15 protein-coding genes are annotated in these 14,300 nt (G+C 42.0%); all 15 read left to right on the top strand.

The features are described 5' to 3' along the window. The first annotated feature begins 2 nt into the window (after positions 1-2). The 15 genes from fliQ (at position 3) to tsf (ending at position 14,170) form a co-directional block, all read left to right on the top strand. On the top strand, positions 3-272 hold the full coding sequence (gene fliQ, locus C6347_RS06010) for a flagellar biosynthesis protein FliQ (RefSeq protein ID WP_003211206.1): 270 nt from the start codon (positions 3-5) through the stop codon (positions 270-272). A 6-nt stretch (positions 273-278) separates the two neighbouring features. Next, a complete protein-coding gene (gene fliR / locus C6347_RS06005; protein ID WP_012009967.1) occupies positions 279-1,058 on the top strand; it encodes a flagellar biosynthetic protein FliR in 780 nt (259 codons plus the stop codon). Next, the gene (flhB, locus tag C6347_RS06000) at positions 1,055-2,143 is read left to right on the top strand and encodes a flagellar biosynthesis protein FlhB (protein ID WP_106036788.1); all 1,089 of its coding nucleotides are present in this window, start codon (positions 1,055-1,057) and stop codon (positions 2,141-2,143) included. Before fliR ends, flhB begins: the two co-directional genes overlap by 4 nt. Positions 2,144-2,172: 29 nt before the next feature. Beyond that, positions 2,173-4,206, top strand: a complete 2,034-nt coding sequence (flhA, locus tag C6347_RS05995) for a flagellar biosynthesis protein FlhA (RefSeq protein ID WP_060596266.1) — start codon at positions 2,173-2,175, stop codon at positions 4,204-4,206. Next, the gene (gene flhF, locus C6347_RS05990; RefSeq protein WP_106071520.1) at positions 4,206-5,321 is read left to right on the top strand and encodes a flagellar biosynthesis GTPase FlhF; all 1,116 of its coding nucleotides are present in this window, start codon (positions 4,206-4,208) and stop codon (positions 5,319-5,321) included. The genes flhA and flhF overlap by 1 nt, the downstream gene beginning before the upstream one ends. Further along, entirely contained in the window at positions 5,318-6,223 is a 906-nt protein-coding gene (locus C6347_RS05985) for a MinD/ParA family protein (RefSeq protein WP_106038744.1), read from the top strand. Before flhF ends, C6347_RS05985 begins: the two co-directional genes overlap by 4 nt. Next, positions 6,220-7,293, top strand: a complete 1,074-nt coding sequence (locus tag C6347_RS05980) for a protein-glutamate methylesterase/protein-glutamine glutaminase (protein ID WP_060596270.1) — start codon at positions 6,220-6,222, stop codon at positions 7,291-7,293. Before C6347_RS05985 ends, C6347_RS05980 begins: the two co-directional genes overlap by 4 nt. Before the next feature lie 5 nt (positions 7,294-7,298). Continuing rightward, positions 7,299-9,329 (top strand): chemotaxis protein CheA, encoded by a 2,031-nt coding sequence (locus tag C6347_RS05975; RefSeq protein ID WP_060596272.1) that lies wholly within the window; start codon positions 7,299-7,301, stop codon positions 9,327-9,329. A 24-nt stretch (positions 9,330-9,353) separates the two neighbouring features. Continuing rightward, positions 9,354-9,815, top strand: a complete 462-nt coding sequence (locus C6347_RS05970; protein WP_034662331.1) for a chemotaxis protein CheW — start codon at positions 9,354-9,356, stop codon at positions 9,813-9,815. 12 nt (positions 9,816-9,827) lie between these two features. After that, entirely contained in the window at positions 9,828-10,454 is a 627-nt protein-coding gene (locus C6347_RS05965; RefSeq protein WP_034662328.1) for a chemotaxis protein CheC, read from the top strand. Continuing rightward, entirely contained in the window at positions 10,454-10,954 is a 501-nt protein-coding gene (locus C6347_RS05960; RefSeq protein WP_106030845.1) for a chemotaxis protein CheD, read from the top strand. Before C6347_RS05965 ends, C6347_RS05960 begins: the two co-directional genes overlap by 1 nt. Before the next feature lie 24 nt (positions 10,955-10,978). Continuing rightward, on the top strand, positions 10,979-11,746 hold the full coding sequence (locus C6347_RS05955) for a FliA/WhiG family RNA polymerase sigma factor (RefSeq protein WP_012009976.1): 768 nt from the start codon (positions 10,979-10,981) through the stop codon (positions 11,744-11,746). A gap of 21 nt (positions 11,747-11,767) precedes the next feature. Next, positions 11,768-12,307, top strand: coding sequence for a hypothetical protein (locus C6347_RS05950; RefSeq protein WP_060596274.1), 540 nt, complete (start codon positions 11,768-11,770; stop codon positions 12,305-12,307). 155 nt (positions 12,308-12,462) lie between these two features. Then, the gene (gene rpsB, locus C6347_RS05945; protein WP_003212093.1) at positions 12,463-13,197 is read left to right on the top strand and encodes a 30S ribosomal protein S2; all 735 of its coding nucleotides are present in this window, start codon (positions 12,463-12,465) and stop codon (positions 13,195-13,197) included. Between the two features lie 91 nt (positions 13,198-13,288). Further along, a complete protein-coding gene (tsf, locus tag C6347_RS05940) occupies positions 13,289-14,170 on the top strand; it encodes a translation elongation factor Ts (protein ID WP_012009978.1) in 882 nt (293 codons plus the stop codon). Positions 14,171-14,300 lie beyond the last annotated feature (130 nt).

Below are 14,300 nucleotides of genomic sequence, written 5' to 3'. Positions count from 1 at the left end.
ACATGAGTTCAGAATTTGTCATTACGATGGCTGAAAGATCAGTGTATGTGGTATTGCTTGTCAGTGGGCCGCTTCTAGCGCTCGCTCTTATTGTGGGACTGATTGTCAGTGTGTTTCAGGCGACAACCCAAATTCAAGAACAGACGCTTGCGTTCATTCCTAAAATTGTTGCAGTTCTGATTGGGCTTGTTGTGTTTGGTCCATGGATGCTGTCAACCATTGTGTCCTTTACGACAGAGCTGTTCTCGAATTTAGATCGATTTGCAGGTTAACCGGCGATGTCAATCATAGAATTATTCCCTGCTTTTCTGTTAGTTTTTATTCGGATCACCGCTTTTTTTGTGACAGTACCGCTTTTAGCGCATAGAACAATCCCAGCAGTACACAGAGTTGGATTCTCACTGTTTTTAGCTGTGATTAGTTTTAGCACGATTAAGGAACCGCCAGCACTCGACATAGACGGTCTTTATATGATGCTTGCGGTGAAAGAAGCAATGGTTGGACTTCTGCTTGGCCTGATTGCATATATCATGGTGTCCGCTGTTCAAATTGCCGGCTCATTCATTGATTTTCAAATGGGCTTTGCGATCGCCAATGTGATTGATCCACAAACAGGGGCGCAAACGCCGCTGATGGGGCAGTTTTTTTATACGGTCACATTGCTATTGATGCTGGCAACCAATGCACATCACCTGCTGCTTGATGGAATCTATTACAGCTTTCAATATATTGCAGTTGATCAGTACGCACTGAATTTCGGCAGTGAATCCTTTGCTTACTTTATTGCAAAGAGCTTCAACCAAATGTTCATCATTGCCTTTCAAATCTCAGCACCGGTTGTCGCCAGCTTGTTTTTGGTCGATTTGGCACTGGGCATTGTGGCACGAACAGTTCCTCAGATGAACGTTTTTGTGGTCGGACTTCCTATTAAAATGGGTGTGAGTTTTATTATGATCATCATCTGTATGGGCGTCATCTTCGGTGTTGTCCAAAATACATTTGATACGATTGTACTCACCATGAGGAATTTCTTAGCATTGGTCGGTGGTTCGTCATGATGACAAGGCTTAGACTAGACTTGCAATTTTTCGCAGGTGAAAAAACAGAAAAAGCAACGCCGAAAAAGAGACAAGATTCACGTAAAAAAGGTCAGGTTGCCAAAAGTACCGACGTCAATACAGCCATCTCATTTCTATTAATCTTTTTATCATTCTTTTTTATTGGGCCTTTTATGAAAGAGCGTATTATTGCGCTTATTGAACGTTTTTATTCAACAACCATGCTAATGAAGGTTAGCACATCTAATATTCATCAACTATTCATGGAATTGCTTCAGGAAACAGCGCTCCTTCTCATGCCAATCCTTGGTGTTGGTATGCTGGCAGGTGTCATCAGTAACTATTTACAAGTTGGCTTTCTCTTTTCAACAGAAGTCATCAAACCGAAATTAGAAAAGCTAGATCCTATCAAAGGGTTTAAACGGATATACAGTATTCGAGCCCTCGTAGAGCTATTAAAATCTATTTTGAAAATTGGTTTTGTTGGTTTTGCGACATTTATTGCACTTTGGATGCACTTTGACGAAATTCTGCGGCTTCCTTTATTAACAGCAGAGGAAACCCTTCATTTCGTCGCAAATATGACCTTGATTATGGGTCTATATGCAGCAGGCGCTCTCATGATCTTAGCAGGGCTTGATTATATGTATCAGAAATTTGATTATGAAAAAAACTTACGGATGTCTAAACAAGACATCAAAGATGAGTATAAAAAATCTGAGGGTGACCCGCTCATAAAATCAAAGATTAAACAGCGCCAGCGGGAAATGGCCATGAGACGGATGATGCAGGAAGTCCCAAAAGCGGACGTCATCATTACAAACCCAACCCACTATGCAATTGCTTTAAAATATGACGAAGAAAAGATGGACGCGCCCTTTGTTGTGGCAAAGGGAACAGATATTTTGGCTTTGAAAATTAGAACGATTGCGAAAGAGCACGATATCATGACCGTAGAAAACCGGCCGCTCGCTCGTGCACTATATGATCAGGTCGACATCGACCAAGCGGTGCCAGAGGAATACTTTAAGGCGATCGCAGAAATTTTAGCTTACGTATATAAAACGAAACAAAAGATTTTATGAATTTTTGGTTTTAAAAGGAGAGAACAGGCATGGCAGCAAGAGATTTATCTGTTTTATTCAGTGTTATTTTAATTGTGGCGATGCTGGTCATACCATTTCCGCCAATGCTATTAAGTATTTTAATCATTATTAATATTTCTCTTGCGCTTATCGTGCTTCTCACCACAATGAACATGCAAGAACCACTGCAATTTTCAATATTTCCATCATTGCTTTTGCTCTTAACGCTGTTCCGCTTAGGGCTTAACATCTCTACAACACGATCTATCCTATCAACTGGAGACGCTGGAAAGGTTGTAGAAACGTTTGGTTCATTTGTTGTTGGAGGTAATGTACTCGTGGGTCTGGTGGTCTTCCTTATTCTGATCATCATTCAATTTGTTGTAATCACCAAAGGGGCTGAGCGTGTTTCAGAGGTTGCGGCAAGATTTACCCTTGATGCAATGCCAGGGAAACAAATGAGTATTGATGCAGATTTAAATGCAGGGATGCTGACAGAAAGTGAAGCAAGAAATCGCCGTGAAAAAGTAGCGAGAGAAGCAGACTTTTATGGTGCGATGGATGGTGCAAGTAAGTTCGTTAAAGGGGATGCCATCGCAGGTATTATTATCGTCATTATTAATATTATTTTTGGCATTATTATTGGGATGCTTCAGCAAGGAATGTCGATTCAAGAATCAGCTTCCCACTTTACACTATTAACGGTAGGAGACGGGATTGTTTCACAAATTCCTGCACTTCTCATTTCAACAGCGACAGGGATTGTCGTCACAAGGGCTGCTTCTAATGGGAACCTTGGTTCAGATATCACTGAACAGCTGTTTGCATTCCCGGCTATGCTTTACGTCACATCAGGTACGATCTTCCTTCTTGGGTTGTTTACTCCAATCGGCGTACTTTTGACAGGACCGATCGCAGGTTTACTTGCCCTCGGCGCATACTTGATGTCGAAAAACAAACAGGATCAAGAAGAAATCGAAGAGGTACTAGAGGAACAGGCAGAGGTAGAAGAGATGAAAAGTCCAGAAAGCGTCATTCACCTTCTGCAAATGGATGCCATTGAATTTGAATTTGGCTACGGCCTGATTCCGCTAGCCGATGCAAATCAAGGCGGTGACCTGTTAGACCGAATTGTGATGATCCGAAGGCAGCTTGCCCTCGAACTAGGTCTTGTGATTCCAGTTGTCCGAATTCGAGACAACATTGCACTTAACCCAAATGAGTATCGGCTCAAAATAAAAGGGAACGAAGTGGCAAAAGGTGAGCTGCTGCTTGATCACTACTTAGCGATGTCTCCTACGCCTGATGATGATCCGATTGAAGGGATTGAAACAATCGAGCCATCCTTTGGTCTTCCGGCTAAATGGATCTCAGAAGCAGAAAAAGATCAGGCTGAGATGCTTGGCTATACGGTTGTAGATCCTGCATCTGTTGTGTCTACTCACATCACAGAGAAGATTAGACAAAACACACACGAACTGCTCGGACGCCAAGAAACGAAGCAATTAATCGATCATCTGAAAGAAAGTTATCCTGTCTTAGTGGATGAGGTGACGCCAAATCCACTAGCAGTTGGTGATATTCAAAAAGTATTGGCAAAACTGCTGAAAGAAAAGGTTTCTATTCGAAATCTTGTCACCATTTTTGAGACGCTTGCAGACTACGGAAAATTAACGACGGATACAGATTTGTTAACAGAGTATGTCAGACAGGCGCTGGCAAGACAGATTACCGCACAATATGCAAGAGAAAATGAATCGCTCAAAGTCGTGACATGCTCAGGCCGAGTCGAAAAGGTAATTGCTGACAGCGTACAGCAAACAGAGCATGGCAACTACTTATCATTAGATCCAGAATCCTCTGAAAGTGTGATTCAATCAGTGGCGAGAGAAATTGAACAGCTTTCGCTTCGTCAGGAAACGCCGGTTCTATTGTGCTCACCTCCTATAAGAATGTACGTCAAGCAGCTGTTAGAAAGATATTTCCCGGATTTACCGGTACTATCTTATAACGAACTAGAAGCAAATGTGGAAGTACAGAGCATCGGAGTGGTGGATATCTAATGAAAATGAAAAAAATCACAGCGAATTCAATGCAGGAAGCAACGATTCAAATTAGGCAGCAGCTTGGGAAGGATGCCGTCATTTTAAATTCCAAAACCGTTGTGAAACGAAAGCTATTCGGTTTAAAGAAACAGCAAATGGTTGAAGTAATAGCTGTGCTGGATCAAGATTTTGAAGAAAGAGCGGGTAAAGGTGGACATCCTGCGCCTCCTCTTCAAGTATTTCCGAAAAAGGAGCAGGTGCAACACCGGCCTGAAGAGCCATCCTTTGCTCCTGAGGCATTGAAACCAGTACCTTCTCATACTCAGCCTTTAGAATATGCGAGGAATGAGCGGCATGCTGGTATTCTGCCCGATCCTCTCATGGCAATCGATCAAAAGCTTAAGGATCAAGGTCTTGATGATTCAATTCGAGACGAATGCCTAAAAGGTCTTTTAACGAAGGGTGCTGTCAAGGAAGATCAAATTCAAAAAGAACTTGAACAACTGCTGACAGGTATGCTGCCGGCTCATACCTCTGATGAGCCGATGATTCGTTCAAAATACATTGTGCTGTTTGGTTCAACTGGGGCTGGTAAAACAACAACAATTGCAAAGCTGGCTGCCAAAACTGCCATTCAGAAGCAAAAGAAAATCGCTTTTATTACAACAGATACGTACCGAATTGCAGCGATCGAACAACTGAAAACATACGCGGAACTGCTCAATGCACCGCTTGAGGTTTGTTATTCGAGAGAGGATTTTGTGAAAGCTCAAGAGACCTTTAAAGAGTATGATCATATTTTCGTAGACACAGCCGGTCGTAACTTTAAAGAAGAAGCGTATATCAAAGAGCTGACAGACATTATTCCATTTGATGAAAGCTTTCAAAGTTTCCTAGTGATGAGTGCGACCTCGAAGTATCAGGACATGAGAGCCATGGTTAAACGATTTGAACACGTTCCAATCGACCAATTCATTTTTACAAAGGTAGATGAAACAGACACGATGGGAACAATCTTTCAAATCATTGCAGACTCTCAAATCGGACTTGGCTTTTTAACAAATGGTCAAAATGTACCTGAGGATATTCTTGAGGGCTCTCCTCTTGAATTAACAAGGATGGTCTTACAATGATGAAGCCCGACCAAGCGGAAGGTTTAAGAAAGCTCGTTCAGCAGAATCAAACGATCACACCGGCTCCTCTTGGTATAAGCAAACAGGCAAAAACCATTGCTGTCATGAGCGGTAAAGGCGGGGTAGGAAAATCGAATTTGACGCTGAATATGGCACTGTCTATCGCAAATGCAGGCAAGCGAGTGTTAGTCATCGACCTTGATTTTGGTATGGGGAATATTGATATTTTACTAGGAAAAACATCGACTAGCTCTATATTAGATGTTCTTGTCAGGAAGAAATCCTTCCAAGCAGCTATGACACAAGGAACGAACAACCTTTATTACATTTCTGGCGGAAGCGGACTTGAACAGCTGTTTTCTTTAGATAAAGATCAATGGTCTTTCTTTCTAGAGGAAATGGAAAGAATGATGCACGACTTTGATTGTATCTTCTTTGATATGGGTGCCGGCTTGTCAAAAGATCAACTGCCTTTTGTTTTATCAGCAGGAGAAGTTGTGGTTGTGACAACGCCAGAACCAACATCGATCATGGATGCTTACAGCGCAATTAAACACTTAGCTATTCATCAGTTTGAACAATCTGTGCAAATCATTGTCAACCGGTGTAAAACCCCGTCAGAAGGGTCTGAAACCTACCGGAAATTAGCAGGAGTGGTCACATCATTTCTACACAGAAAGCTAGTATTTGCTGGTGCTGTGCCAGATGATCCTGCGGTTCCTAAAGCAGTGGCTGAACAAATTCCATTTTATATCAAGCAGCCTCACTCAAGGCTGAGTAAAACGATCAAGATGCTGGCAGAAACACTTTATCAACAGCAGATAAGAGAGGCACAGAGAGAGCAGCATACGTTTATAGATAAGTTGTCCTCTTTTTTTAAAAGGAGGAAGGTGGACTCATGATTAGAGTGCTTGTAGTAGATGACTCGGCCTTTATGCGAAAGCTCATTAGTGATTTCCTAAGTGCCGAGCAAGAAATAGAAGTCGTCGGAACGGCGCGAAATGGGGAAGATGCCTTAAAACGGATCAAGGAACTGAATCCAGATGTTGTCACACTAGATGTGGAAATGCCTGTTTTAAATGGAACAGAAGCATTAAAACAAATTCTGGCTGAACATGACCTTGCCGTGATTATGGTGTCAAGCCAGACAAAGCAAGGGAAAGATTTAACTATCCATTGCTTAGAACTTGGTGCGTTTGACTTTGTGACAAAGCCTTCAGGAAGTATTTCGCTCGATTTGCACAAAGTAAGAGGCCAAATTGTAGAGCGAGTGCTTGCGGCAGGGATGTCAAGGAAACGCACAGAAGTGCAGATTTCTCCTAAGCCGGTGATGAAGACGCCAAGTCCAGTGGCTTTTCCTCGCCCGCAAGCAGTAAAAAGCAGCTCACTCCGAAAGATTATTTCAATCGGAACATCGACGGGAGGGCCAAGAGCACTTCAACGAGTCGTCACGAAGCTGCCAAAGGACATAGAAGCACCCATTTTGATTGTGCAGCATATGCCGGCAGGATTTACGGCATCACTTGCTACTAGGTTAGACCATTTATCTCAAATTTCGATTAAAGAAGCACAAGATGGAGATATCGCTAAAAATGGAGTGGCTTACATAGCTCCTGGTGGAATGAATATGTCACTTCATGAACAAGGGGCATCCTTAGTCATCAGGCTGTCTCCAGAGGACACGGAAAGCCGGCACAAACCTTCTGTTAACTATTTATTTGAATCCATCAGCAATATAAAGGGTTACGAGAAAATTGCTGTCATTATGACAGGCATGGGTAGTGACGGCACAGAAGGTGTCAAAAAAATGGTCGCAAGCGGTCATACGAAAGTCATTGCAGAAAAAGAAGAATCATGTGTTGTTTTCGGAATGCCTAAATCAGTCATTAAAGCAGGCCTTGCACATGAAACAAGGCATGTGGATGACATCGCACATGCAATTATAAGCTCCATGAAAAAAGAGAGGGCGTGAACACGTTGGATGTAAACCAATACTTAGATATCTTTTTAGATGAAAGCAGAGAACACTTACAAACTTGTAATGAAAAACTTCTTGATTTAGAAAAGAACCCAACCGACTTGCAGCTAGTGAATGATATATTCAGAGCGGCTCACACATTGAAAGGCATGAGTGCAACGATGGGCTACGCTGATATGGCTCAGCTCACACATCATTTAGAAAACATGTTTGATGCCATTCGAAATGAACAAATGATTGTCACACCTGAGTCAATGGACACGATGTTTGAAGCACTTGATCACCTTGAAGCAATGGTTCAATCAATTGCAGAAGGCGGAGATGGGAAACGCGATGTCACAGAGGTTAGTAAAAAGCTAGATGTGACAGGAAGCCATGCTGAGGCAGCTCCTAGTGTTGAAACAGCGGATGTATCAGCTGCGGCTGCTAACGACTTAGACTATAACGAATTTGAACGAACAGTGCTTGATGAAGCGAGAGAACAAGGCTTTAAATGTTATGAACTCAATGTAACATTAAGTGACGCATGCTTATTAAAAGCTGTTCGTGTCTATATGATCTTTGAAAGACTGAACGAAGCAGGCGAGGTCGTCAAAACAGTTCCAAATGCAGAACTTTTAGAATCAGAAGATTTCGAATCTGAATTTAGTATTTCTTATTTATCTAAACAACCGATGGATGAAGTGAAAAAAATCGTGATGACGATCTCAGAAGTTGAACAAGTTGAGATCTCAGAAGTCTCTGCATTTGAAGACGCGGCTCCAGCTGAAAAACAAGAAGCAAAACCTGAACAGGAAAAAGAAGAAGTCTCCGTGCCTGCTGCGAAAGCACCAGCAAACGATGCGCCAAAAGCAAACGGCAATAACGGTGCAGCTGCCGGCGGAACAAAAACGATTCGTGTCAACATTGACCGTCTCGATTCTCTCATGAATCTATTTGAAGAACTGGTGATTGACAGAGGCCGTTTAGAGCAGATAGCCAAAGAATTAGAAAATAATGAACTTACAGACACAGTTGAAAGAATGACACGTATTTCTGGAGATCTGCAATCGATCATCCTGAACATGAGAATGGTCCCTGTGGAAACAGTGTTTAACCGATTCCCTCGTATGATCCGTCAATTGACAAAAGAGCTGAATAAGAAAATTGAACTGATCATTGAAGGTGCTGAGACAGAGCTTGACCGAACAGTCATCGATGAGATTGGAGATCCGCTCTTACACTTACTTAGAAACAGTCTAGATCACGGTATTGAATCGCCAGAAGAACGTGTGAAAAAAGGCAAGCCAGAAAAAGGCACCGTTCTATTAAAGGCGTATCATAGCGGAAACCACGTCTTCATTGAAGTAGAAGATGATGGCGGCGGAATTAACCGTAAGAAAGTGCTTGAAAAAGCATTAGAGCGCGGGGTTATTACTGAAAGAGAAGCGGAAACGCTTGAAGATCATCAAATTGATTCATTGATCTTTGCAGCAGGTTTCTCTACAGCTGATACGATTTCTGACATCTCAGGCCGCGGTGTAGGCCTTGACGTTGTGAAAAACAAGCTGGAATCACTAGGCGGATCTGTGAGCATCAACTCAACAGAAGGACAGGGCTCACTATTCTCGATCCAGCTTCCGCTTACATTATCGATTATTTCCGTTCTTCTTGTGAAATTGGAAGAGGAAACATTTGCGATTCCGATTTCTTCTATTATTGAAACGGCTGTCATTAAGAAAAGCGACATCCTTCAAACGCATGATCGTGAAGTGATTGATTTCCGCGGATTTATCGTACCGGTCGTGTACTTGAAGAAACAATTCCACGTACCAAATGCGAATGAATTAGAGGAAGAACTGCACATCATCGTTGTTCGTAAAGGAGATAAGCTGACAGCATTTGTGGTCGATTCATTTATTGGTCAGCAAGAGGTTGTATTGAAATCACTAGGAGATTACCTGCCAAACGTGTTTGCGATCTCAGGCGCAACAATCCTAGGTGACGGTCAAGTTGCACTCATCGTTGACTGTAATGCACTGATCAAGTAAAAAACAATAGAGGAGCGGTCTGAAATGAGTACAGATATCAAAACTGGCGAAAAGATGATTGTGTTTATCGTAAACAAAAAAGAATACGCCATTTCAGTATCAGAAGTAAAGTCCATTGAAAAATGGCAGCAGCCGACAAGAGTCCCTGGCGTTGCCCCTTATATATGTGGTGTTATTAATCTGCGCGGTGTCGTGACACCTGTCATCGACCTTAGAGTCAGACTTGGATCAACTGACAACGACATTACAGATGAAACAAGAATGATTATTGTACAAGTTGGTGACATTGAAGTCGGCTGGATTGTTGATGAAGCGAATGATGTCATTACAGTCCATCAAGAAGAAGTAGAATCTTCTCCTGAATCAGCTGAAAAAGAAGGACAATCATGGGTGACAGGTATCATTAAGCATGATCAGCGTCTATTTAATATCATTCATCCTGGTGCCGTCCTCGACAAGAGCGTTCAAGATGCACCTGTTCATTAAGGAGGATGTGAAATGAGCATTTTCAATGAAATAAAAGATGAACAGCTGGATGTATTAAGAGAGGTTGGGAATATTGGAGCAGGCCACGCCGCGTCTGCTCTTGCCAGCCTATTGGATCGCAAAATAGATATGGCTGTTCCGTTTGTCAAGGTTCTCTCGTTTGAAGAATTAATGGATTTCTTTGGCGGTGCAGACCTCCCAGTTGCAAGTATTTTCCTGCGGATGGAAGGAGATTTATCCGGCTCTATCTTTTTCATTATGCCATTTGAGCAAGCAGAGCAATTTGTAAGAGAGCTTGTACAGGATCCGGCATTTGATATTGATACCATTCACGAGCATGTGATGGGGACGTCAGCACTACACGAGCTGGGAAATATTTTAGCAGGCTCTTATTTATCAGCCCTTGCCGATTTAACAAAATTGCAGCTTCACCCAAGTGTTCCAGATGTTACGCTCGATATGTTCGGGGCTGTCATTAGTGAAGGGTTAATGCAATTCAGCCCTCTAGGGGATCAGGCAATTGTGATTGATACATCGATTTTTGATGATCAAAATAAGCAAGAGCTGAAAGGAAATATGTTTCTATTACCAGACTTTGAATCGTTTGAAAAACTATTCAAAGCATTAGGTAACCTGTAATGAACGTTCAGATTCCGGCAGTTGTAAAGGTTGGTATAGCGGATGTTCAGATTGTGAAAACACCGGACCGCATTCGGACATCCGGACTTGGTTCTTGTGTAGGACTTGTTCTGTTTGATCAAGAAAAAAAACTGGCAGGTCTTGTCCATGTCATGCTTCCAGACTCATCCCTTGCAAAAGGGGCAGTGGAGAACTTGGCTAAATATGCAGATACAGGTGTCAAGCATACAATTGATCTGCTTCTTAAAGAAGGAGCACGCAAACATGCGCTAAAGGCAAAACTTGCTGGCGGCGCAGAAATGTTTAAGTTTAAGTCAACCAATGATCTGATGAGAATTGGACCTAGAAACGTATCAGCTGTTAAAGAACATCTGTCTCTTTATCGCATCCCGATCATTAGTGAGGATACGGGCGGGAACAATGGCCGTACGATTGAATTTGATCCGCTTACGACAGAGCTTGAGATCCGCACTGTGAAGCAAGGCACTATGAAGATATAACTAAGGAAGTATAGGGGGAGAAAGATGCAATCCTTAAATTACGAAGATCAGGCGCTATGGGCTAGATGGAAAGAGTGGAAGGACCCAGCTGCTGGAGATGATCTTATGCGCCGCTATATGCCGCTCGTCACATATCATGTTGGAAGAATTTCCATCGGACTCCCGAAGTCAGTGCATAAAGAAGACTTGATCAGTCTAGGGATGCTCGGTTTATATGATGCCCTTGAAAAATTCGACCCCGGAAGAGATCTGAAGTTTGATACATATGCATCCTTCAGAATCCGCGGGGCCATCATCGACGGTCTTCGTAAAGAGGACTGGCTGCCTCGTACATCAAGAGAAAAAACAAAAAAAGTAGAAGCGGCTATTGAAAAGCTTGAACAGCGCTATTTACGAAATGTGACGCCGACAGAAGTGGCAGAGGAACTTGGCATGAGTGAACAGGATGTTGTCACAACAATGAATGAAGGTTTCTTTGCGAATCTGCTTTCAATCGACGAGAAGCTGCATGATCAAGAAGACGGTGAAAACGTCCAAGTCATGATTCGCGACGAGAAAACAGTGACACCTGAAGAGAAGATGCTGAAAGATGAATTAATAGAACAGCTTGCTGAAAAAATGACCGAGCTATCGGAAAAAGAAAAGCTCGTGATCAGTCTTTTCTATAAAGAGGAACTGACGTTAACAGAAATCGGTCATGTGCTCAATTTATCGACCTCGCGCATTTCGCAAATTCATTCAAAGGCATTGTTCAAGCTTAAGCATCTGCTTGATAAAGCCATTCAATCTTAAAGAGTTAGTGAGTGAAAAAATATGTTATGGCTGATTAGCTTCATGCTTCATGCTGCACTTATTTATTTTGTGATCATTTTATATACGAGAATGAATTCGCTGAAGATAACTGAACAAAAGCAGCGAGAACTTCTAGAAGAAACGGAAAATACCCTGGCTGCATTTTTGATGGAAGTCAAAGAAGAGAATGACAAACTATCAAAAGTGGCAGCCGCTTCCCCTGATTTTTCTGCTGAAGAGCTGAAATCGGATTTTCAGACACCAAAGCAGCCACAACCACCAATTGAATCCCAGCAATCGGTAGAAAGTGAAGATCCAGTACCAGAGCACTTGTCGGCTCTCCTTAGTGAAGTTGAAGTGCAGGAAGAGAAGGTAAACGAACCCGTTCCACATCTTGAATCAGAAGCTTCTGTGCCTTCTGAAAGTGAAATAGAAGAAACATTCGAGGACCAAGTGAAGACCTTATATGACAAAGGGCATTCGCTAGAAGAAATAGCGAAAGAACTGAAAACGGGCAAGACAGAAATCGAGCTTTTATTAAAATTTAGCGGAAAGCTGTAAAGGATTCTTGATTGTCAGTCCATCATGTGTTATATTATTTCTTGGTGTTAAATACACACGCTTAATGATTCGTATGAAGGTGCTGCCGTGGCGCAGTTTTATGTGAACATGACTTGAGCGGAGGAAAAAAAACCATTATATTAGGAGGCAACAAAATGTCAGTTATTTCTATGAAACAATTGCTAGAAGCTGGTGTTCACTTCGGTCACCAAACGCGCCGTTGGAACCCAAAAATGAAGCGTTACATCTTTACAGAGCGTAACGGTATCTACATCATCGATCTTCAAAAAACGGTGAAAAAAGTAGAAGAAGCTTACAACTTCACGAAAAACCTTGCTGCTGACGGAGGGAAAATCCTTTTCGTTGGTACGAAAAAGCAAGCACAAGATTCAGTGAAAGAAGAAGCAATCCGTTCTGGTATGTTCTATGTGAACCAACGCTGGCTTGGTGGAACTTTAACAAACTTTGAAACAATCCAAAAACGTATCAAACGTTTAAAAGATATTGAAAAAATGCAAGAAAACGGTACATTCGATGTTCTTCCTAAGAAAGAAGTCGTTCAACTGAAAAAAGAATTAGAGCGTCTTGAAAAATTCCTAGGCGGAATCAAAGACATGAAAGGTCTTCCGGATGCACTTTTCATTATCGACCCTCGTAAAGAGCGTATTGCAGTTGCAGAAGCTCGTAAATTGAATATCCCAATCATCGGTATCGTTGACACAAACTGTGATCCAGACGAAATTGATGTTGTGATCCCTGCAAACGATGATGCAATCCGTGCTGTAAAACTTCTAACTGCTAAAATGGCAGATGCGATTCTTGAGTCTAAACAAGGCGAAGAAGAAGCTGTTGTAGAAGAAACGACAGAAACTGAAACAACAACTGCGTAACCTATTCAAAAGGTGATAAGAGGGAAATGCCTTTTATCACCTTTTTTTCACCTAGTAATCCGTGTTTTAACATAGAAGGAGGAAATGTAAAATGGCAATTACTGCTCAATTAGTTAAAGAACTGCGTCAAAAAACTGGTGCAGGTATGATGGACTGTAAAAAAGCGTTAACAGAAACTGATGGTGACATCGACAAAGCAATCGATCTTCTAAGAGAAAAAGGAATTGCAAAAGCTGCGAAAAAAGCAGACCGTATTGCTGCAGAAGGATTAACTCTTATCAAAACTGACGGCAACACAGGCGTGATCCTAGAAGTGAACTCTGAGACTGATTTCGTTGCGAAAAACGAAGGATTCCAATCACTTCTTAACGAACTTGCTGATCATTTGCTTGCTGCTAAACCTGCAACAATTGAAGAAGCTCATGCTTCTAAAATGGAAAACGGTTCAACTGTTGAAGAGCATATCACATCTGCAATTGCAAAAATCGGAGAGAAAATCACTCTACGTCGTTTCTCTGTTATCACGAAAGAAGATAACGCAGCATTCGGTTCTTACTTACACATGGGCGGACGCATCGGTGTGTTAGCTGTTCTTAACGGAACAACTGACGAAGAGCTTGCAAGAGACATTGCAATGCACGTTGCTGCTGTAAACCCTAAATACATTTCTCGTGACCAAGTGTCAGAAGAAGAAGCAAACCGTGAGCGCGAAGTATTAACACAGCAAGCGCTTCAAGAAGGAAAGCCTGAAAATATCGTAGCTAAAATGGTAGAAGGCCGTCTAAACAAATTCTTCGAAGAAATTTGCTTACTTGACCAAGCATTCGTTAAAAACCCAGATGAAAAAGTGAAACAAGTAGTAGCTGCGAAAAACGCAAGCATTCAAACTTATGTTCGCTATGAAGTGGGCGAAGGTATTGAAAAGCGTCAAGACAACTTTGCTGAAGAAGTTATGAGCCAAGTGAAAAAATAATGTTTGAAAAGCTCTCTGGGGCTTTTTTAGGGAGCACAAGCACTGTGTTCCCTATTTTTTAGAGGATATTGATTTACAAAAGACAGTTTCTTACGCATAATAAGAGACGGTATAGTTTACACTTGGAGGT

Source organism: Bacillus sp. NMTD17 (genome assembly GCF_002998735.1).
GTDB lineage: Bacteria > Bacillota > Bacilli > Bacillales > Bacillaceae > Bacillus.
This window is presented reverse-complemented; position numbering and strand designations above follow the sequence as displayed.

Bases quoted from the DNA above. Each gene is read 5' to 3' on its own strand.
- fliQ (WP_003211206.1), top strand. From the start codon at position 3: ATGAGTTCAGAATTTGTCATTACGATGGCTGAAAGATCAGTGTATGTG.
- fliR (WP_012009967.1), top strand. From the start codon at position 279: ATGTCAATCATAGAATTATTCCCTGCTTTTCTGTTAGTTTTTATTCGG.
- flhB (WP_106036788.1), top strand. From the start codon at position 1,055: ATGATGACAAGGCTTAGACTAGACTTGCAATTTTTCGCAGGTGAAAAA.
- flhA (WP_060596266.1), top strand. From the start codon at position 2,173: ATGGCAGCAAGAGATTTATCTGTTTTATTCAGTGTTATTTTAATTGTG.
- flhF (WP_106071520.1), top strand. From the start codon at position 4,206: ATGAAAATGAAAAAAATCACAGCGAATTCAATGCAGGAAGCAACGATT.
- C6347_RS05985 (WP_106038744.1), top strand. From the start codon at position 5,318: ATGATGAAGCCCGACCAAGCGGAAGGTTTAAGAAAGCTCGTTCAGCAG.
- C6347_RS05980 (WP_060596270.1), top strand. From the start codon at position 6,220: ATGATTAGAGTGCTTGTAGTAGATGACTCGGCCTTTATGCGAAAGCTC.
- C6347_RS05970 (WP_034662331.1), top strand. From the start codon at position 9,354: ATGAGTACAGATATCAAAACTGGCGAAAAGATGATTGTGTTTATCGTA.
- C6347_RS05965 (WP_034662328.1), top strand. From the start codon at position 9,828: ATGAGCATTTTCAATGAAATAAAAGATGAACAGCTGGATGTATTAAGA.
- C6347_RS05960 (WP_106030845.1), top strand. From the start codon at position 10,454: ATGAACGTTCAGATTCCGGCAGTTGTAAAGGTTGGTATAGCGGATGTT.
- C6347_RS05955 (WP_012009976.1), top strand. From the start codon at position 10,979: ATGCAATCCTTAAATTACGAAGATCAGGCGCTATGGGCTAGATGGAAA.
- C6347_RS05950 (WP_060596274.1), top strand. From the start codon at position 11,768: ATGTTATGGCTGATTAGCTTCATGCTTCATGCTGCACTTATTTATTTT.
- rpsB (WP_003212093.1), top strand. From the start codon at position 12,463: ATGTCAGTTATTTCTATGAAACAATTGCTAGAAGCTGGTGTTCACTTC.
- tsf (WP_012009978.1), top strand. From the start codon at position 13,289: ATGGCAATTACTGCTCAATTAGTTAAAGAACTGCGTCAAAAAACTGGT.